Annotated in this window: 15 protein-coding genes; 8 read left to right on the top strand and 7 right to left on the bottom strand. The window is 71.8% G+C overall.

Going from position 1 to position 17,969, the window contains the following annotated elements:
• The first annotated feature begins 104 nt into the window (after positions 1-104).
• Complete coding sequence (gene mshC / locus ACFZDL_RS24800) at positions 105-1,334, top strand: cysteine--1-D-myo-inosityl 2-amino-2-deoxy-alpha-D-glucopyranoside ligase (RefSeq protein ID WP_353592741.1); 1,230 nt, start codon at positions 105-107, stop codon at positions 1,332-1,334.
• A 358-nt stretch (positions 1,335-1,692) separates the two neighbouring features.
• Here mshC and ACFZDL_RS24795 read toward each other — a convergent pair whose 3' ends face one another.
• Positions 1,693-2,832 (bottom strand): PAC2 family protein, encoded by a 1,140-nt coding sequence (locus ACFZDL_RS24795; protein ID WP_353592742.1) that lies wholly within the window; start codon positions 2,830-2,832, stop codon positions 1,693-1,695.
• A 316-nt stretch (positions 2,833-3,148) separates the two neighbouring features.
• Here ACFZDL_RS24795 and ACFZDL_RS24790 point away from each other — a divergent pair, with 316 nt between their 5' ends.
• The 7 genes from ACFZDL_RS24790 (at position 3,149) to ACFZDL_RS24760 (ending at position 11,039) form a co-directional block, all read left to right on the top strand.
• Positions 3,149-4,552 (top strand): enolase C-terminal domain-like protein, encoded by a 1,404-nt coding sequence (locus ACFZDL_RS24790; RefSeq protein ID WP_353592838.1) that lies wholly within the window; start codon positions 3,149-3,151, stop codon positions 4,550-4,552.
• Complete coding sequence (locus ACFZDL_RS24785) at positions 4,549-5,334, top strand: SDR family oxidoreductase (RefSeq protein ID WP_353592743.1); 786 nt, start codon at positions 4,549-4,551, stop codon at positions 5,332-5,334. Before ACFZDL_RS24790 ends, ACFZDL_RS24785 begins: the two co-directional genes overlap by 4 nt.
• A gap of 66 nt (positions 5,335-5,400) precedes the next feature.
• Positions 5,401-6,435 carry a sugar ABC transporter substrate-binding protein gene (locus tag ACFZDL_RS24780; RefSeq protein WP_353592744.1) on the top strand — a complete coding sequence of 345 codons (1,035 nt, stop codon included), beginning with the start codon at positions 5,401-5,403 and terminating at the stop codon, positions 6,433-6,435.
• Between the two features lie 2 nt (positions 6,436-6,437).
• Positions 6,438-8,069 carry a sugar ABC transporter ATP-binding protein gene (locus ACFZDL_RS24775; protein WP_353592745.1) on the top strand — a complete coding sequence of 544 codons (1,632 nt, stop codon included), beginning with the start codon at positions 6,438-6,440 and terminating at the stop codon, positions 8,067-8,069.
• Positions 8,066-9,112 (top strand): ABC transporter permease, encoded by a 1,047-nt coding sequence (locus ACFZDL_RS24770; RefSeq protein WP_353592746.1) that lies wholly within the window; start codon positions 8,066-8,068, stop codon positions 9,110-9,112. The genes ACFZDL_RS24775 and ACFZDL_RS24770 overlap by 4 nt, the downstream gene beginning before the upstream one ends.
• Before the next feature lie 18 nt (positions 9,113-9,130).
• Positions 9,131-10,138 carry an aldo/keto reductase gene (locus tag ACFZDL_RS24765; RefSeq protein WP_353592747.1) on the top strand — a complete coding sequence of 336 codons (1,008 nt, stop codon included), beginning with the start codon at positions 9,131-9,133 and terminating at the stop codon, positions 10,136-10,138.
• A gap of 52 nt (positions 10,139-10,190) precedes the next feature.
• Complete coding sequence (locus ACFZDL_RS24760; RefSeq protein ID WP_353592748.1) at positions 10,191-11,039, top strand: amidohydrolase family protein; 849 nt, start codon at positions 10,191-10,193, stop codon at positions 11,037-11,039.
• Between the two features lie 85 nt (positions 11,040-11,124).
• Here ACFZDL_RS24760 and ACFZDL_RS24755 read toward each other — a convergent pair whose 3' ends face one another.
• The 6 genes from ACFZDL_RS24755 to ACFZDL_RS24730 all read right to left on the bottom strand — a co-directional run bounded on the left by ACFZDL_RS24755 (position 11,125) and on the right by ACFZDL_RS24730 (position 17,812).
• On the bottom strand, positions 11,125-11,796 hold the full coding sequence (locus tag ACFZDL_RS24755; protein WP_353592749.1) for a FadR/GntR family transcriptional regulator: 672 nt from the start codon (positions 11,794-11,796) through the stop codon (positions 11,125-11,127).
• Positions 11,797-11,965: 169 nt separating this feature from the next.
• Positions 11,966-12,436, bottom strand: a complete 471-nt coding sequence (locus ACFZDL_RS24750) for a hypothetical protein (protein ID WP_353592750.1) — start codon at positions 12,434-12,436, stop codon at positions 11,966-11,968.
• Between the two features lie 366 nt (positions 12,437-12,802).
• A complete protein-coding gene (locus ACFZDL_RS24745; RefSeq protein WP_353592751.1) occupies positions 12,803-14,416 on the bottom strand; it encodes a glycerol-3-phosphate dehydrogenase/oxidase in 1,614 nt (537 codons plus the stop codon).
• A gap of 3 nt (positions 14,417-14,419) precedes the next feature.
• Positions 14,420-15,946 carry a glycerol kinase GlpK gene (gene glpK / locus ACFZDL_RS24740; protein ID WP_353592752.1) on the bottom strand — a complete coding sequence of 509 codons (1,527 nt, stop codon included), beginning with the start codon at positions 15,944-15,946 and terminating at the stop codon, positions 14,420-14,422.
• 44 nt (positions 15,947-15,990) lie between these two features.
• A complete protein-coding gene (locus ACFZDL_RS24735) occupies positions 15,991-16,785 on the bottom strand; it encodes an MIP/aquaporin family protein (protein WP_353592753.1) in 795 nt (264 codons plus the stop codon).
• A gap of 262 nt (positions 16,786-17,047) precedes the next feature.
• Positions 17,048-17,812 (bottom strand): IclR family transcriptional regulator, encoded by a 765-nt coding sequence (locus tag ACFZDL_RS24730; protein ID WP_353592754.1) that lies wholly within the window; start codon positions 17,810-17,812, stop codon positions 17,048-17,050.
• Positions 17,813-17,969: the final 157 nt, after the last annotated feature.

Below are 17,969 nucleotides of genomic sequence, written 5' to 3'. Positions count from 1 at the left end.
GGACAGACACAGCAGGTCATGGGCGATTCCGCAAGACCGCCTATCAAGCCAACTAGCCCCCATCCGGTTCGTATCCGGAAGCAGCGTCCGGTTACGCTCGACACATGTATGCCTGGCCCGCTTCCGAGGTGCCCGCCCTGCCTGGCAGAGGCCGCGACCTGAGGATCCACGACACCGCGACCGGGGGACCGATCACCCTCGCCCCCGGCCCCGTCGCCCGCATCTACGTCTGCGGAATCACCCCGTACGACGCCACCCACATGGGGCATGCGGCGACCTACAACGCGTTTGACCTCGTACAACGCGTGTGGCTTGACACCAAGCGGCAGGTTCACTACGTCCAGAACGTCACCGACATCGACGACCCCCTGCTCGAGCGCGCCGTGGCGAACGGCGACGACTGGACCGCCCTCGCCGAGCGTGAGACCGCCCTGTTCCGCGAGGACATGACGGCGCTGCGGATGCTGCCGCCGCGCCACTACATCGGCGCAGTGGAGGCGATCCCGGGCATCGTGCCCCTCGTGGAGCGGCTGCGCGACGCGGGTGCCGCCTACGAGCTCGAGGGCGACACCTACTTCTCCGTCGAGTCGGACCCCTCCTTCGGCGGCGTCTCCGGGCTCGACGCCGAGGCCATGCGGCTGCTGTCGGCCGAGCGCGGCGGCGACCCGGACCGCCCCGGCAAGAAGAACCCCCTGGACCCCATGCTGTGGATGGCCGCCCGCCCGGGCGAGCCGAGTTGGGACGGCGGCTCCCTGGGGCGCGGCCGCCCCGGCTGGCACATAGAGTGCGTGGCCATCGCCCTCGACCACCTCGGCATGGGCTTCGATGTGCAGGGCGGCGGCTCCGATCTCGCCTTCCCCCACCACGAGATGGGTGCCTCGCACGCCCAGGCGCTCACCGGCGAGCGGCCGTTCGCCAAGGCGTACGTCCACGCGGGCATGGTCGCCCTCGACGGCCAGAAGATGTCCAAGTCCAAGGGCAATCTCGTCTTCGTCTCGGCGCTGCGCCGCGACGGCGTGGACCCGGCGGCCATCCGCCTGGCGCTGCTCGCCCACCACTACCGCGAGGACTGGGAGTGGACCGACGGCGTCCTCCAGGAGGCCGAGCAGCGCCTCGCCCGCTGGCGCGCCGCCGTCTCGCGCCCCGACGGCCCCCCGGCCGACGCTCTCCTCGATGAGATCCGCACCGCCCTGGCCAACGACCTCGACGCCCCGTCCGCGCTCGCCGCGGTCGACCGCTGGGCCTCGGCCCAGGCGTCCGAGGGCGGCACGGACGAGGGGGCGCCGGGCCTGGTGTCCCGCGCGGTGGACGCGCTGCTGGGCGTCGCGCTGTAGGAGAGCCGCGCCTCTTTTCGGCCCGGCTCGTACGAGCCGGGCCCCGTCCCGTACGGACCAGGCCGCGGGCCTGGCCCCGGGCTGAGGGCCGGCGCTCCAGGCTGGTACGGCCCTTACGGCCCCGGCCTCCGCTTGTTGGCACGGCCCCGCGGCCCGGCCGCTCGGCTTCCGACTGGCCGGCCCGGGCCCGGGCCGGTGCCTGCCCTGACGCCCGCGGCGCTATACGGGGACTCTGTCCATCGGGCGCTCCGCCCAGAGGCTGTGCCGCAGCCGCCGGGGACCGGGGAACCGGGCCGGGGGCGGAGCGAGCCTCCGGGGCTCCGGTCCGTGGCGCGGGGCGCCCCGGGCCACGGACCGCTCAGTCCTCTTGGTCGTCCGGGCGCTCGCGGCCGACCTCGCCACCCTCGCCGTTCTCGTCCCGCTCCTGCGCCGCGTCATCCTGTGTCGCGTCGTCTTGCGCCGCGTCGTCCTGCGCCGCGTCGTCCTTCGCCGAAGGTCTGTGGGGCCGCGCGGAGCCGGAGCCGCTGCCGGGGCCCTGGCCCGAGGGCTGGCCCGAGGGGTCGCGCAGGTACGAGCCGGGGCCGCCCGCACCGCCGTCGCGCCCGTCCGCGACCCCGCCGCCCGCGTCCGTCGCGTGGCCGCCGGGGCCCGGCTGGCCGTCCCGGCGCCGCAGATAGCGCTCGAATTCGCGGGCGATCGCCTCGCCGGACGCCTCCGGCAGCTCCGCGGTGTCGCGGGCCTCCTCCAGGGACTGGACGTACTCCGCGACCTCGCTGTCCTCCGCGGCGAGTTGATCCACCCCCAGCTGCCAGGCGCGCGCGTCCTCCGTCAGCTCGCCGAGCGGGATGCGCACGCCGATCAGGTCCTCGAGGCGGTTGAGCAGGGCCAGGGTGGCCTTGGGGTTCGGCGGCTGCGAGACGTAGTGCGGCACGGCCGCCCACAGGCTCACCGCCGGGACGCCGGCATGGGTGCAGGCCTCCTGGAGGATGCCGACGATGCCCGTCGGCCCCTCGTAGCGCGACTCCTCCAGGTCGAGGCTGCGGGCCAGATCCGGGTCGGAGGTGACGCCGCTGACCGGCACCGGCCGGGTGTGCGGGGTGTCGCCGAGCAGCGCGCCGAGGACCACGACCATCTCGACGCCCAACTCGTGGGCGTAGCCGAGGATCTCGTTGCAGAACGACCGCCAGCGCATGCTCGGTTCGATGCCGCGCACCAGCACCAGGTCGCGGGGCTTGTCGCCGCCGCCCGCGCGGACCACCGAGAGCCGGGTGGTCGGCCAGGTGACCTTGCGGATCCCGCCTTCGAGCGCCACGGTCGGCCGGTTGACCTGGAAGTCGTAGTAGTCCTCGGCGTCGAGCGCGGCGAAGACCTCGCCCTTCCATTCCCGATCCAGGTGCCCCACCGCGGTGGAGGCGGCGTCTCCGGCGTCGTTCCAGCCCTCGAAGGCACAGATCATGACCGGGTCGATCAGCTCGGGAACCCCCTCAAGCTCGATCACCCAGCGCCTCCTTCCGACCGGGGCGGACGGTTCCGTACCGCCTCCGGCTGCAGTTCCATTCGCGTGCGTCCCAAGCCTACGGCTTCCCGGGCCTGTGGCCGCAGCCCCCATGTGGGGGTGGGGAAGAGGAAGAGACAGCGGGCGAGGCAGGGGAAGTAACTAGACGGGGAGGAGAGATTCATCCGACCTGTTCCCCAGTCTTTCCGAGGAAATTTCCCGCACCCCTCTGGACGGCCGGACCCAAACGGCGCTATACATCGGATCACCGCGAAAGGTCCGATGTTCTATCGCGTCGTACAGGGAGTCCCCATTGAGACTGCGCCCGACCGTCACCGAGATCGAGGTCCATGACGTCCGGTTTCCCACCTCGGAACAGCTTGACGGCTCGGACGCCATGAATCCCGACCCCGACTACTCGGCGGCGTACGTCGTGCTGCGCACGGACGCGACGGAGGGCGCCACAGACGGCGCCACGGGGGACGCCTCGGTGGGCGCCACGGAGGGCGCGGCCGGGCAGACCGGCGGAGCCCCGGCCGAGGGGTACGGCTTCGTCTTCACGATCGGCCGTGGCAACGATGTCACCGCTGCCGCGATCCGCTCGCTGCGCCCCCATGTCGTGGGCCGCCCCGCGCCGCTGACCGCGGCCGATCTCGGCGCGCTCTACCGGGATCTGACACACGATTCGCAGCTGCGCTGGCTCGGCCCCGAGAAGGGCGTGATGCACATGGCGGCCGGCGCGGTGGTGAACGCCGCCTGGGATCTCGCCGCCCGGCAGGCGGGCAAGCCGCTGTGGCAGTTCCTCGCCGACATGCCGCCCGAAGACCTCGTCGAGCTGGTCGACTTCCGCTACCTCACCGACGCCCTCACCCCCGAGGAGGCGCTGGAGATCCTGCGCGCGGCCGAACCGGGCCGCGCCGAGCGGGCCGCGCGACTGCGCGAGCAGGGCTATCCGGCCTACACCACCTCCCCGGGATGGCTCGGCTACTCGGACGAGAAGATGATCAAGCTGGCGCAGGAGGCCGTGGCCGACGGCTTCGACCAGATCAAGCTCAAGGTCGGCAGCGACCTCGACGAGGACCTGCGGCGGATGCGGCTGGCCCGCGAGGCCGTCGGCCCCGAGGTGCGGATCGCGGTCGACGCCAACCAGCGCTGGGACGTGGCGGAGGCGCTGCGCTGGATGCGCGCCCTGGCGCCGTACGAGCCTCATTGGATCGAGGAGCCCACCAGCCCCGACGACATCCTCGGGCACGCAGCCATCCGCAGCGGACAGCCCGTCAAGGTCGCCACCGGTGAGCACGTCGCCAACCGGGTCGTCTTCAAACAACTGCTGCAGGCCGGCGGCGTCGACTTCGTGCAGATCGACGCGGCGCGGGTGGCCGGCGTCAACGAGAACCTGGCGATCCTGCTGCTCGCCGCCAAGTTCGGCGTGCCGGTCTGCCCGCACGCCGGCGGTGTGGGCCTGTGCGAACTCGTCCAGCATCTGGCCATGTTCGACTTCGTCGCCGTCTCGGGCAGCTGGGAGGACCGGGTCATCGAGTACGTCGACCACCTCCACGAGCACTTCGCCGCCCCGGCCGTCGTCGAGGGCGGCCGCTACCTCGCCCCGACCGCGCCCGGCTTCTCCGCCCGGATGCACCCGGAGTCCATCGCCGCCTACCGCTACCCCGACGGGCCCGAGTGGCAGGCCCGGAACGCCGCGCAGCAGGAGGGAACCTCGTGAACCAGGCCCATCCGACCGGCGACTTCGAGGGACTGGCCGCGCTGGTCACCGGCGGCGCCTCCGGAATCGGCGCCGCGATCGCCGCCCTGCTGCGCGACCGCGGCGCGCGGGTCGCGGTGCTCGACCGCGATCCGGCGGGCGCCCCCGCCGGCACCTTGGCGGTGAAGGCCGACGTCACCTCGGACGAGGCGATGCGGAACGGGGTGGCCGAGGTGGTCGCCGAGTTCGGCGCGCTGCACACCGTCGTGGGCAACGCCGGGATCGGCGCGCTCGGCACCGTCGAGGACAACGCCGACGAGGAGTGGCACCGGGTGCTGGACGTCAACGTCCTGGGCCTGGTCCGCACCGCCCGCGCCGCGCTGCCCCATCTGCGCGCCGCCGCGGCCGAGCGGCCCGGCAGCGTCTCCATCACCCACACCTGCTCGATCGCGGCCACCGCGGGCCTGCCGCAGCGCGCCGCCTACAGCGCCAGCAAGGGCGCGGTGCTCGCGCTGACCCTGGCCATGGCCGCGGACCACGTGCGCGAGGGCATCCGCGTCAACTGCGTCAACCCCGGCACCGTCGACACCCCCTGGGTCGGCCGGCTGCTCGGCCGGGCCGACGACCCGGCGGCCGAACGCGCCGCCCTGGAGGCCCGTCAGCCGAGCGGACGGCTCGTGGCCCCCGACGAGGTGGCGGCGGCCGTCGCGTATCTGGCGAGCCCGGCCGCCGCGGCCGTCACCGGCACCGCGCTGGCCGTCGACGGAGGGATGCAGGGCCTGCGCCTGCGCCCCGCCACGTAACGACCCGGGGCACGACCCCCACAGCCCTGGAGCAGAGCCGCACCATTCGATCAAGGACGGGACCCGATGACGAGACTCCGCACGACCGGCACCGTCGCCTGTGCCGTGCTGCTCGCCGCCGCCGCTCTCGCAGGCTGCAACCGCGAGAGCAACGGCGCCGGCGGCGGCAAGGTCGGCATCGACATGCCGCGCACCGACACGGACTTCTGGAACTCCTACCAGCAGTATCTCGAGAAGGGCATCGACGACGGCACGGTCGACGCGCTGCCGCTGTCCAACTCGCAGAACGACATCGCCAAGCTCGTCGCCAACGTCCAGGCCCTCACCGACCAGGGCGCCAAGGCGATCATCATGGCCCCCCAGGACACCGGCGCGATCTCCTCCACCCTCGAGGAGCTGAAGGGGAAGAAGATCCCGGTCGTCAGTGTGGACACCCGTCCCGACGCGGGCGAGGTCTACATGGTCGTACGGGCCGACAACCGGGCCTACGGCACCAATGCCTGCGAATACCTGGGCAAGCAACTGGGCGGCAAGGGCCGGGTGGCCGAGCTGCAGGGCGACCTCAGCTCCATCAACGGCCGCGACCGCTCCGAGGCCTTCGCCTCCTGCATGAAGGACAAGTTCCCGGGCATCAAGGTGCACGAGCTGCCCACCGACTGGAAGGGCGACGTCGCCTCGGCCAAGCTGCAGAGCCTGCTGGCCCAGCACAAGGACCTCGACGGCATCTACATGCAGGCCGGCGGCGCGTTCCTGCAGCCCACGCTCGCGCTGCTGGAGCAGAAGAAGCTGCTCAAGCCCGCCGGGTCCGAGGGGCACATCACGATCATCTCCAACGACGGCATCCCGGAGGAGCTGGACGCGATCCGCTCCGGGAAGATCGACGCCACCCTCTCCCAGCCCGCAGACCTGTACGCCAAGTACGCGCTGGAGTACGCCAAGGCGGCTCTGGACGGCAAGACGTTCAAACCTGGCAAGACCGACCACGACTCCGAGATCGTCAAGATCAAGAACGGTCTGGAGGACCAGCTCCCGGCGCCGCTGGTCACCAAGGAGAACGTCGACGACAAGAAGCTGTGGGCCAACCAGCTCGAGAAGAAGTAGCCATGGCTGCCGCTGACCAGCCCGCCGCCGCGGAGCCCACCGTCGTACGGGCGGAGCGCATCGTCAAACGGTTCGGGCCGACCCTGGCCCTGGACCGCGCGCATCTGGCCGTACGGCCGGGGGAAGCCCATGCGCTGGTCGGGCGCAACGGGGCGGGCAAGTCCACGCTGGTGTCCGTGCTGACCGGCATGGAGCGCCCCGACGAGGGCGCCGTCACCTTCTCGGACGAGCCCGCCCCCGGCTACGGCGACACGGCCGCCTGGCAGCGCAAGGTGGCCTGCGTCTACCAGAAGTCCATGGTGGTGCCCGATCTGACGGTCGCCGAAAACCTCTACCTCGGCCGCTTCCAGGGCACCGGACGGATCCGCTGGCGCGCGCTGCGCGAGGACGCCCGCGCCCTGCTGGCCGAGTACGGGGTGGACGTCGACCCGCAGACCCGCGCCAAGGACCTCACCGTCGAGCAGGGGCAGTTCGTCGAGATCGCCAGGGCGCTGTCCTTCGGCGCCCGTCTGATCATCCTCGACGAGCCCACCGCACAGCTCGACGCGGGCGGCATCGAACGGCTCTTCACCAAGCTGCGCGAGCTGCGCGGCCAGGGCGTGGCCTTCCTGTTCATCTCGCACCACCTGCAGGAGGTCTACGAACTCTGCGACACCGTCACCGTCTTCCGCGACGCCCGGCACGTGGTGACCGCCCCGGTCGCCGAGCTGCCCAAGGACGAGCTGGTCGCGGCGATGACCGGGGACACCGAAGCAGGGCCGCCGAAGGGGGTGCGGGGCGCGGTGCCCGCCCCCGTACCGCGCCAGGAGGCCGGCCCGGGCGCGGAGCCGGTGCTGCGCACCGAAGGGCTCGCCCGCGCGGGCGAGTTCGACCCCCTGGACCTGGCGGTGCGGCCGGGCGAGGTGGTGGGCCTGGCCGGGGCGACGGCCAGCGGCAACACCGCGGTCGGCGAGACCCTGGTGGGGCTGCGCAAACCGGACGGCGGGCGGGTGGTGGTGCGCGGCCGTGCCGTACGCCCCGGAAGCGTGCCGCACGCCATCGACGCGGGCATCGGGTACGTGCCCGAAGACCGGCACCGTCAGGGCCTGGTCCTGGGCCGCAGCGTGGCCGAGAACGCCACGCTGACCGTGACCGACCAGCTGGGGCCCTTCGGGACGGTGCTGCCCTCCCGGACCCGCGCCTTCGCGAGCCGCATGATCGCCTCGCTCGACATCAAGACCTCGGGCCCCGGCCAGGCCGTCTCCGGCCTGTCGGGCGGCAACCAGCAGAAGGTCGTCATCGCGCGGGCGCTGGCGCGCGAGCCCAGCGTCCTGGTGGCCATCCGCCCGACCGCGGGCGTGGACGTGAAGTCCAAGGACGCGCTGCTGGGCGTCGTACGGGAGGTGGCGGCGGCCGGCAGCGGCGCGCTGATCGTCTCCGACGAACTGGACGACCTGCGGGTGTGCGACCGCGTTCTGGCGTTCTTCCACGGGCGGGTCGTCGCCGAGTTCGGCAGCGACTGGAGTGACCGCGGGCTGGTCGCCGCCATGGAGGGGATGACAGAACCGGAGACCGCGCCGCACGACGCGGGGCACGGCGCGGAGCAGACAAGGCAGAGCGGCGGAATCAAGGGGAGAGAGGGAAGCCAGTCATGACCGATACCGCACGGCAGCGCCCCGCCGACGTGGTGGCGGACGGCGCACCGGCGACGGCGGGACGGGCGCGGCCGAAGATCGACATCGCCCGATGGCGCGATCTGTCCCTGGTCCCGGTGATCTTCGTCCTGGGCGTGATCGGCTTCATCGTCTCTCCCGCCTTCCTCACCCAGGACAATCTGATCGGCGTCGTCCAGCAGTCCACCGAGCTGGGGCTGCTGGTGCTTGGCGAGGCGCTGATCCTGATCTGCGGGCGGATGGACCTCTCCCTGGAGTCGACGATCGCCGTCGCGCCCGTGATCGCCCTGTGGCTGGTGCTGCCCGCCCACGGCGCCCGGTTCGAGGGCCTGGGCCTGCTGCCCACCTGGACCGCGATCCCGCTGTGCCTGGCCGTCGGCGCCGCGATCGGGGCGGCCAACGGCTTCCTCATCCTCAAACTGCGCGTCAACGGCTTCATCGCCACCCTCGGCATGCTCACCATGCTGCGCGGCCTCCAGGTCGGCGTCGCCGAGGGCCAGTCGATCATCAACGTCCCCGAGTCCTTCCGCTACCTGGGCAAGGCCAGCTGGATGGGCGCCCCGGCGGCCGTGTGGATCTGCCTGGGGCTGTACGCCGTCGGCGGTCTGGCGCTTGGCTATCTGCGCCACGGGCGCGCGCTGTACGCCATCGGCGGGAACCCGGAGGCCGCCCGCGCGGCGGGCGTCCGGGTCGACCGGATCACCTGGATCGTGCTGTCCGTCGGCGGGCTGCTCGCCGCCTTCGCCGGCATCCTCTACACCGGCCACTACGGCTCGGTGGCCGCCACCCAGGGCAACGGCTGGATCTTCCAGGTGTTCGCCGCCGCGGTCATCGGGGGCATCAGCCTCAAAGGCGGCCGCGGCACGCTCTTCGGGGCGCTCACCGGTGTGCTTACGCTGCAGTTGGTGGTCAACGTGATGACGCTCGGCGGCGTACCGCCCCTGTGGAACCAGTTCATCAACGGCTCGATCATCATCGTCGCGCTCATCATCTCCCGCTACGCCAGCGGCGAGAAGCAGGACTGACCCGAAAGGCGGTGACCCATGGCGCAGCCACTTGGGGCCGGAGGGCCGCGCGAGCTGGGGCGCACGGGCGTGTACGTACCGGCGCTCGGGCTCGGCTGCGCGACCCTGGGCAATCTGTACACGGCCATGCCCGACGAGCGCGCCCTGGCCACGGTCCAGGCCGCTTTCGAGGCCGGATGCACCTATATGGACACCGCGCCGCACTATGGGGTCGGCCTGTCGGAGGAGCGCCTCGGGCGCGCCCTGGCGGGCCGCGACCGCGCCTCGTACACCGTGTCCACCAAGGTGGGGCGCGCCCTGCGGCCCCGGAGGCCCGGGGAGCCGGTCGACGCCCAGGGGTTCGTGGAGACCCCGGACCGCGTCCGGGAGTGGACGCTGACCCGGGACGGGATCCGCGCCACCCTGGAGTCCTCGCTGGACCGCCTCGGCCTGGAGAGCGTGGACATCGTCTACCTCCACGATGTGGAAAACCACATCCCTGAGGTCTATGAGACCGCCTTCCCGGCCCTGGCCGAGCTGCGCGACCAAAAGCGCGTACGCGCCATCGGCTTCGGCATGAACCACAGCGATGTGCTCGCGCGGTTCGTGGCCGACCTCGATGTCGACGTGGTGCTGTGCGCCGGCCGCTGGACCCTCCTGGAGCGCACCGCCTACGACGACCTGCTGCCGGTGTGCGAGCGCCGCGGCACCTCCGTGGTGGTCGGCGGTGTCTACAACTCCGGGCTGCTCGCCGGCCCCGGCCCCGACGCGCACTACAACTACGAACGGGCTCCGGCCGACGTGCTGGAGCGCGCCCGGCACCTGGCCGCGGTCTGCGGCGAGTTCGGGGTGCCGCTGCGCGCGGCGGCCCTGCGCTTCCCCTTCGGCCACCCGGCCGTGGCCGCGGCGGTCGTCGGCTGCGCCTCGCCGGAGGAGGTGCGGGACAACGCCGAGATGTTCGGCCATGACATCCCGGACGAGCTGTGGCGGGCCCTGGTGGACCGGGGCCTGCTCGACGAGGATGTCCCCTTGCCGATCGCCCGCTGACCGACTGCCCACTGCCCGACGAACCGCCGCCGATCCCGAGGAGCTCCCCTCCGTGCCGCGCATCGACGCCCACCACCACCTGTGGGACCTGGCCCGACGCGAACAGCCGTGGATGGACGGCCCCTGGGCCGACCCGATCCACCGTACGTTCACCCTCGCGGACCTGGAGCCGCACCTCGCCGCGCACGGCGTCGACGCCACCGTCGTCGTCCAGTCCAGCTCCTCGCACGAGGAGACGCTCGAACTCCTCGCCGCGGCCGAGGCATCGGACCGCGTCGCGGGCGTCGTGGGCTGGGCCGACCTCACCGACCCCCGTCTGCCCGATGTGCTCGCGGCCCTGCGCGCCGCGCCCGGCGGCGACCGGCTCGTCGGCCTGCGCCACCAGGTGCAGGACGAGCCGGACCCGCGGTGGCTGGGCCGCCCCGACGTCCGCCAGGGGCTGGCCCGGCTGGGCGAGGCGGACCTCGCCTACGACCTGCTGGTCACCCCGCGCGAGCTGCCCGCGGCGATCGACGCCGTCCGCGAGCTGCCCGAGGTCCGCTTCGTCCTCGACCACGCGGCCAAGCCGCCCGTCGCGAGCGGCGCCCGCGACCCGTGGGACCGGCAGCTGACCGAGCTGGCGGCGCTGCCGAACGTCGTCTGCAAACTCTCCGGCCTGGTGACCGAGGCCGACTGGGACTCCTGGCTGCCGGAGCAGGTGCTGCCCTACGCCCGGCATGTGCTGGACGCCTTCGGCCCCGACCGGGTGCTCTTCGGCTCCGACTGGCCGGTGTGCACCCTCGCCGCCACCTACGACCAGGTGGTCGACCTGGCCGGCCGCGCCACGCTCCGCCTCACCGAGGCGGAGCGGGCGGCGGTGTTCGGGGGCACCGCGGTCCGTGCGTACGGCCTGAAGGCGTAGCCACCGCGCACGGCCTCAGGGCGTACGGCCCGACCGCCCGACCACCGCGTCCCGGACTCTCACCGCGCACGCCCCGAACGCCTCGTCACAGCGTGGAGCGCAGCCACTGCTCCACGCTCGCGACATGCACCGTCGCCCAGGACCGCGCCGCCTCCGCGTCGCGGTCCCGCAGCGCGCCCAGGATCGCCCGGTGCTCGTGCAGCGTGCGGCTGACCGCGTCCTCCTGGGTCAGCCCGCGCCAGACGCGGGCGCGGGTGGTGGGCCCGGACAGGCCGTCCAGCAGCGAGCACAGCACCGAGTTGCCGGAGGCCTGGACGATGCCCCGGTGGAACTCCAGGTCGCAGGCGACCAGCTCCTCCACCGACGGCTCCGGCCCGAGCGCGTCCAGCTGCGCGCCCAGGGCGTCCAGCGTGGCGTCGCTGATCCGGGCACAGGCCTGCGCCGTGGCCGCGGGCTCCAGGATGCGCCGGACCGCCAGGAACTCCAGCACCGTGTCGTCCCGGTGGAAGTCGACGACGAAGCTCAGCGCCTCCAGCAGCAGCTGCGGGTCCAGGCTGGTGACGTAGGTGCCGTCGCCCTGACGCACGTCCAGGATCCGGATCAGCGACAGGGCGCGCACCGCCTCGCGCAGCGAGTTGCGGGACAGACCCAGCTCGGAGGCGAGTTCACTCTCCTTCGGAAGCCGGTCACCCGGGCGCAGCGCACCCGAGACGATCATGCCTTTGATCTTTTCGATCGCCTCGTCGGTGACCGCCATGATGGACCTCCCCGGGTCAGACATCCGATGTCTGCCTCCATTATGGCGCCTGGCGTGGCCTGTCCGCCGACGAGGGTGGCAGGGCACGCCGAACGGACCGGCGTCCCCTGCCGGGGTGGACGCCGGTCCGCTGGCGATCACATGGGGTGCCTGGACGCGCTGTACGCGATCAGAAGGTGAACGGTCCCGGCGACTGGGCCGAGGTGGCGGTGCAGTTCACCGTGATGAGACCGAAGATCACCAGCTTCAGCGACTTGGCCTCGAGCTTGTCACCGGCGGCGACCGTGCCCTTGAGCGGGCCGGTGGTCACGTCGGCCCCGGTCTTGATGGCCGGGTTGGAGTTGCCGGTGAACGTGGTGGTTCCGGAGCCGTTCTTCGACAGCGTCAGCGTCGAGTTGACCGAGCCCGCCGGAACGTCGATGGGCGCCTTGATGGCACCTGAGGACAGGGTGATGGTCGCGGAGGTCCCGCTCTGCGTGGCCGTGAGGGTGGCCAGGCCGGAGCCGTACGTCCCGCACTCGGCCGTCAGGGTCGCGGTGGTCGGGGTGACCGCGGTGGCGGTCGGCGCCAGCGCGAGCGCGCCCATGGCCATTCCCGCTGCTCCCAGTGCCGTGCCGATCCCGAGTTTCATGCGTCTCATGGGATTGCCTTCCGATGTGGGGGAAGTGCCTGCCAAGCCGCGGCGGTGCTTGTTGACTTGTTGCGTGGAGCGGCGCACACGGGGCGCGGCGGGATCCCGGGCGCGCCCGAGGGCGCGTCGCTGCGTACGTGTGCGCGGTGCGGGGGGTGAGATCGCGCGGGGCTGCGGCTCGGGCCTCGCGCGGACCGCCCACCAGCCCTGACGTGACGTCAGGAGGGGCGCTGTTATTGATGCGCGCGCCATCGAAGAACGCAAGAGCGATTCACTGATTTTTTACTGGCGAGTCAGTTAGCCGAGGGGGAGGCTCCACGGCGGAGCCTCCCCCTCGGGTGTGCGGAGAGCGTACGGGCGTACGGGCCGGGCCGGTCAGACCGCGCGGCGGTCCAGCAGCTCCTGGACCCCGGCGCGCACCTCCTCGGTGTCCAGTCCGCGGATCGTCAGCGTGGTGCGGCGGCGCAGCACATCGTCCGCGGTCTGCGCCCACTCGTGGTCGCGGGCGTACACGACCTGGGCCCAGATCTCCGGGGCGTCCGGGTGGATCCGCTCGCCGAGCGCCGGGTCCTCGTTGGCCAGCCGCGCGATGTCGAAGGAGAGCGAACCGTAGTGCGTCGCCAGGTGGCGCGCGGTGTCCGCGGCCATGCGCGGGCCGGGGGCGCCGCCGTCGACCAGCAGCCGGTGCGCGACCGCGTGCGGGTTGGCCAGGCCCGGCAGCGGGACGTGCTTGGGCAGCTGGGATATGGGCTCCATGTCATCCGCCAGCGGATGGCCCGGCAGCTGCGCGAGCTTGTTCATGACCGTGCGGCCGATGTGGCGGAAGGTGGTCCACTTGCCGCCCGCGATGGAGAGCATGCCACCGCGGCCCTCGGTGACGACGGTCTCCCGCTTCGCCTTGGCGGTGTCCCCGGGGCCGCCGGGCAGCACCCGCAGACCGGCGAAGGCGTAGGTGATCAGGTCGCGGTTCAGCTGCTGGTCCCGGATGGAGAAGGCGGCCTCGTCGAGGATCTGGGCGATGTCCTTCTCGTTCACCCGGACATCGGCCGGGTCGCCCTCGTACGCCTCGTCGGTGGTGCCGAGCAGCAGCATGTCCTCCCAGGGGAGGGCGAAGGTGATGCGGTACTTGTCGATCGGGGTCGCCAGCGCCGCCCGCCACGGCGCGGTGCGCTTGAGGACCAGGTGCGCGCCCTTGGAGAGCCGGATGGACGGGGCCGCGTTCGGGTCCTCCATCCTGCGCAGGTGGTCCACCCACGGGCCGGTGGCGTTCAGCACCAGCCGGGCGTTCACCCCGAACTCGGCCCCGTCCAGCCGGTCCCGCAGCTCGGCGCCGGTGACCCGGCCGTCGGTCTTCCGCAGCCCCACCACCTCGGCGTGGTTGAGCACGGTCGCGCCCGCCTCGACCGCCGCCCGCACCGTCATCAGGGCCATGCGGCTGTCGTTCATCTGGCCGTCGCCGTAGACCGCGACCGCCTTGAGGCCCTCGGTACGCAGCTCGGGGACGTCCCGCGCGGCCCGCTCGGGCTTGATCACATGGCCGACGCCGTCCCGGAAGGCGGAGAGGGCCGAGTAGGCGAACACACCCGCGCCGAGCTTGGCCGCGCCGTGCGGGCCGCCCTTGTAGACCGGCAGGTAGAAGGTGAGCGGATTCGCCAGGTGGGGGGCGACGCTGCGGGAGACCGCGCGCCGTTCGAAGTGGTTCTCGGCCACCAGCTTGACCGCGCCGGTCTGCAGGTAGCGCAGACCGCCGTGGAGCAGCTTGGAGGAGGCCGAGGAGGTGGCGCCGGCGAAGTCGCCGGCGTCCACCATGGCCACCCGCAGTCCCGACTGCGCCGCGTGCCAGGCAGTGGTGATGCCCAGGATGCCGCCGCCGATCACCAGGAGGTCGTGCGTTGCCCTGGAGAGCTGTTCCCGGGTTTCGGCGCGGCTCGGGAGCGAACCGGCAGCCGGGTGCGTCCCGAGGGCCGGGACGCATCGCAGGGTGGTCATTTCTTACTCCTCGTCTTCGATCCAGCCCATGGTCCGCTGAACGGCCTTGAGCCAGTTCTTGTACTCGCGGTCGCGGACATCCGCGTCCATACGGGGGGTCCACTCGGCGGCGCGGCGCCAGTTGGCGCGCAGCGCCTCGGTGTCCGGCCAGAAGCCGACGGCCAGACCGGCGGCGTAGGCGGCGCCGAGGCAGGTGGTCTCGGCGACCATCGGCCGCACCACGGGCGCGGCCAGGACGTCGGAGAGCGTCTGCATCAGCAGGTTGTTGGAGGTCATGCCGCCGTCGACCTTGAGCGCGGTGAGCTCGACGCCGGAGTCCTTGGTCATCGCGTCGACGATCTCGCGGGTCTGCCAGGCGGTGGCCTCCAGTACGGCGCGCGCGATGTGCGCCTTGGTGACATAGCGGGTCAGACCCGCGATGACGCCACGCGCGTCATCCCGCCAGTAGGGGGCGAACAGACCGGAGAAGGCGGGTACGAAGTAGGCGCCGCCGTTGTCCTCGACCGAGCTGGCCAGGGTCTCGATCTCGGCCGCGCTGTTGATCAGCCCCATCTGGTCGCGCATCCACTGCACCAGCGAGCCGGTGACGGCGATCGAGCCCTCGAGGGCGTAGACCGGCTTCTGGTCGCCGATGCGGTAGCCGACGGTGGTCAGCAGGCCGTTGTACGAGTTGACGGGCTCGCCACCGGTGTTCATCAGCAGGAACGTTCCGGTGCCGTAGGTCGACTTGGCCTCGCCCTCGGAGAAGCAGGTCTGCCCGAAGAGGGCGGCCTGCTGGTCGCCGAGCGCGGAGGCCACCGGCACGCCCGCGAGCACGCCCGCCGCGGTGTTCCCGTACACCTCGGCGGAGGAGCGGATCTCGGGCAGCACGGCCGCCGGGATCTCCATCGAGGACAGGATGCGCTCGTCCCAGTTGAGGGTCCGGAGGTTCATCAGCAGGGTGCGGGAGGCGTTGGTGACGTCGGTGACGTGCACGCCTCCGTTGGTCCCGCCGGTGAGGTTCCAGATCACCCAGGAGTCCATGGTGCCGAAGAGGATCTCCCCGGCCTCCGCGCGCTCGCGCAGCCCCTCGACGTTGTCGAGCAGCCAGCGGATCTTCGGGCCCGCGAAGTACGAGGCGAGCGGCAGGCCGGTCTCCCGGCGGAACCGGTCCTGGCCGACGTTGCGGCCGAGCTCACGGCACAGGGCGTCGGTGCGGGTGTCCTGCCAGACGATGGCGTTGTGCACCGGCTCGCCGGTGTTCTTGTCCCACAGCAGCGTGGTCTCACGCTGGTTGGTGATGCCGATCGCCTTCACATCGGCGGAGGTGATGCCGGCCTTGCTGATGGCCCCGGCGACGACTTCCTGGACGTTCTCCCAGATCTCGGTCGCGTTGTGTTCGACCCAGCCGGGCTTGGGAAAGATCTGCTCGTGCTCCTTCTGATCGACCGAGACGATGCGGCCGTCGCGGTCGAAGACGATGCAACGGCTCGAGGTGGTGCCCTGGTCGATCGCTGCGATGAACGGGCCGGTGGAGTGGGTGTCGGTCATGGTGTGCGGCTCTCCTGCGCGTTGAAGACGGGGTGGGTGTGGGGCTAGACGAAGGCGATTTCGTAGATGCCGCCGGCGATGGCGCCGCCGATGAGCGGGCCGACGACGGGGATCCAGGCGTAGCCCCAGTCCGAGCCGCCCTTGTTGGGCAGCGGCAGGAGGGCGTGGGCGATACGGGGGCCGAGGTCACGGGCCGGGTTGATGGCGTAGCCGGTCGGTCCGCCGAGCGAGAGGCCGATGCCGACCACGACGAGCGAGGTGATCAGCACGCCGATGACGCCCAGGCCGTTGCCGTCCCCGTTCAGGCCCTGGGTGAGGATGGCCAGCACCAGCACGGTCGTGGCGATGATCTCGGTGGCCAGGTTCTGCACGGTGTCGCGGATCTCGGGGCCGGTGGAGAAGACGCCGAGCACCGGGCCGGCGTCGGACTTCACCTGGGCGGCGGCCTTGGCCGTGTCCTGGGCGCCGGGGCCGCCGACGATCTCGTGGTCGGTGAGATGGGCCTTGAAGTGGCCCAGGTAGGCCACCCACACCAAGGTGGCCCCGATGACGGCGCCGAGCATCTGGCTGACCAGATAGAGCGGTACGTCGCTCCACTTCGTGCCGCCCTCGATCGCGAGGCCCAGCGTCACGGCGGGATTGAGATGCGCCCCCGACAGGGGCGCCGAGATATACGCGCCGGTCAGCACGGCGAAGCCCCACCCGAAGGTGATGGCGAGCCATCCCGCCCCGAACGCCTTGGAGCGCTTCAAGACAACGCCGGCGACGACACCACCGCCGAGCAGGATGAGTACGGCGGTACCGATGGTCTCGCCGATGAAGATGTCGGAGCTGGACACCCGCGACTCCTTTGTCCTTCGTCCAGATGGACACCGGGAAGCGCCGTACCACGGGAATCAACCGATGGCCCGTGCCCCCTCGGTGAGGGCTGGTCGGCCCGCGGCGAGTCACACCCTAGCGAATATTGTCGTTAGATGTTCGACAATGCCGACCGACGAACGGCAGTTTTCTGCACGGTGAAGGTCGAGGTCAAGGGTCGTGTGACTGAAAACTCGTACCGGGACAAGCGGGAGTGAACCGACTGATACCGACTGGTAACTCTCAGAAGCGGCTGGCGCCCAGATCGCGGGAGACGGCCCGCGCGCAGTCCCGCACCGCGGCGACCAGATCGGAGCGCAGCTCGCCCTCCTTGCACACCCGCTCCACCGCGCCGGCCACGCCCACCGCGCCCACCGGCATCCGCCGCCGGTTGTGGATCGGGGCGGCGATCGACGCCACGCCCTCCCAGGTCTCCTCCACGTCCGAGCCCCAGCCGCGCGCCCGGGTCAGGTCCAGGACGGACTCGAAACCCGCCATGGAGGTCACCGTGCGGGGCGTGAACGCCTCCCGCTCGGCCTCGGCCGCCTCGCTGTGCGCCACCGGGTCGTACGCGGACAGCACCTTGCCCAGGGCCGTGGAGTGCAGCGGCTGCATCGCGCCGACCTCCAGCACCTGGCGGCTGTCGTCGGGGCGGAAGACATGGTGGACGATGAGCACGCCCTGCTGGTGCAGCACGCCCAGATACACGCTCTCCCCGCTGGAGCGCGCCAGGTCGTCCGTCCACACCAGCGCGCGGGCGCGCAGCTCGTGCACGTCCAGATAGCTGTTGCCCAGACGCAGCAGCTCGGCGCCCAGCTGATAGCGGCCCGACGCCTCGTCCTGCTCGACGAAGCCCTCCTGCTGGAGCGTGCGCAAAATGCCGTGTGCGGTGCCCTTGGCCAGCCCCAGCGACGAGGCGATGTCGGACAGCCCCAGACGGCGCTCGCCCCCGGCGAGCAGACGTAGCATCGCGGCAGCTCGCTCGAGCGACTGGATGGTCCGTGCCATCGCGCACCCCTCCTGACACTACGGTTCGACAATGCTGAACACTATCGGTCCATGTCGACCCCGCGGTACAGCGGGGAAAGGGTAAACGATCAAAGATCCGCCGCGGACGGCGCCCATCGTGTCCCCCGCGACCTGTCCCGCCACGTGGAACACCGCT

The sequence above is a fragment of the Streptomyces sp. NPDC007917 genome, from assembly GCF_042959105.1.
Taxonomy (GTDB): Bacteria; Actinomycetota; Actinomycetes; order Streptomycetales; family Streptomycetaceae; genus Streptomyces.
Note: the sequence above shows the minus strand (reverse complement) of the source record. Positions and strands in the feature narration are given on the sequence as shown.

What these genes read in the sequence shown, in the direction of transcription:
- mshC (WP_353592741.1), top strand. Translation starts at nt 105, where the DNA reads ATGTATGCCTGGCCCGCTTCCGAGGTGCCCGCCCTGCCTGGCAGAGGC.
- ACFZDL_RS24780 (WP_353592744.1), top strand. Translation starts at nt 5,401, where the DNA reads ATGACGAGACTCCGCACGACCGGCACCGTCGCCTGTGCCGTGCTGCTC.
- ACFZDL_RS24775 (WP_353592745.1), top strand. Translation starts at nt 6,438, where the DNA reads ATGGCTGCCGCTGACCAGCCCGCCGCCGCGGAGCCCACCGTCGTACGG.
- ACFZDL_RS24770 (WP_353592746.1), top strand. Translation starts at nt 8,066, where the DNA reads ATGACCGATACCGCACGGCAGCGCCCCGCCGACGTGGTGGCGGACGGC.
- ACFZDL_RS24765 (WP_353592747.1), top strand. Translation starts at nt 9,131, where the DNA reads ATGGCGCAGCCACTTGGGGCCGGAGGGCCGCGCGAGCTGGGGCGCACG.
- ACFZDL_RS24755 (WP_353592749.1), bottom strand. Translation starts at nt 11,796, where the DNA reads ATGGCGGTCACCGACGAGGCGATCGAAAAGATCAAAGGCATGATCGTC.
- ACFZDL_RS24750 (WP_353592750.1), bottom strand. Translation starts at nt 12,436, where the DNA reads ATGAGACGCATGAAACTCGGGATCGGCACGGCACTGGGAGCAGCGGGA.
- ACFZDL_RS24745 (WP_353592751.1), bottom strand. Translation starts at nt 14,416, where the DNA reads ATGACCACCCTGCGATGCGTCCCGGCCCTCGGGACGCACCCGGCTGCC.
- glpK (WP_353592752.1), bottom strand. Translation starts at nt 15,946, where the DNA reads ATGACCGACACCCACTCCACCGGCCCGTTCATCGCAGCGATCGACCAG.
- ACFZDL_RS24730 (WP_353592754.1), bottom strand. Translation starts at nt 17,812, where the DNA reads ATGGCACGGACCATCCAGTCGCTCGAGCGAGCTGCCGCGATGCTACGT.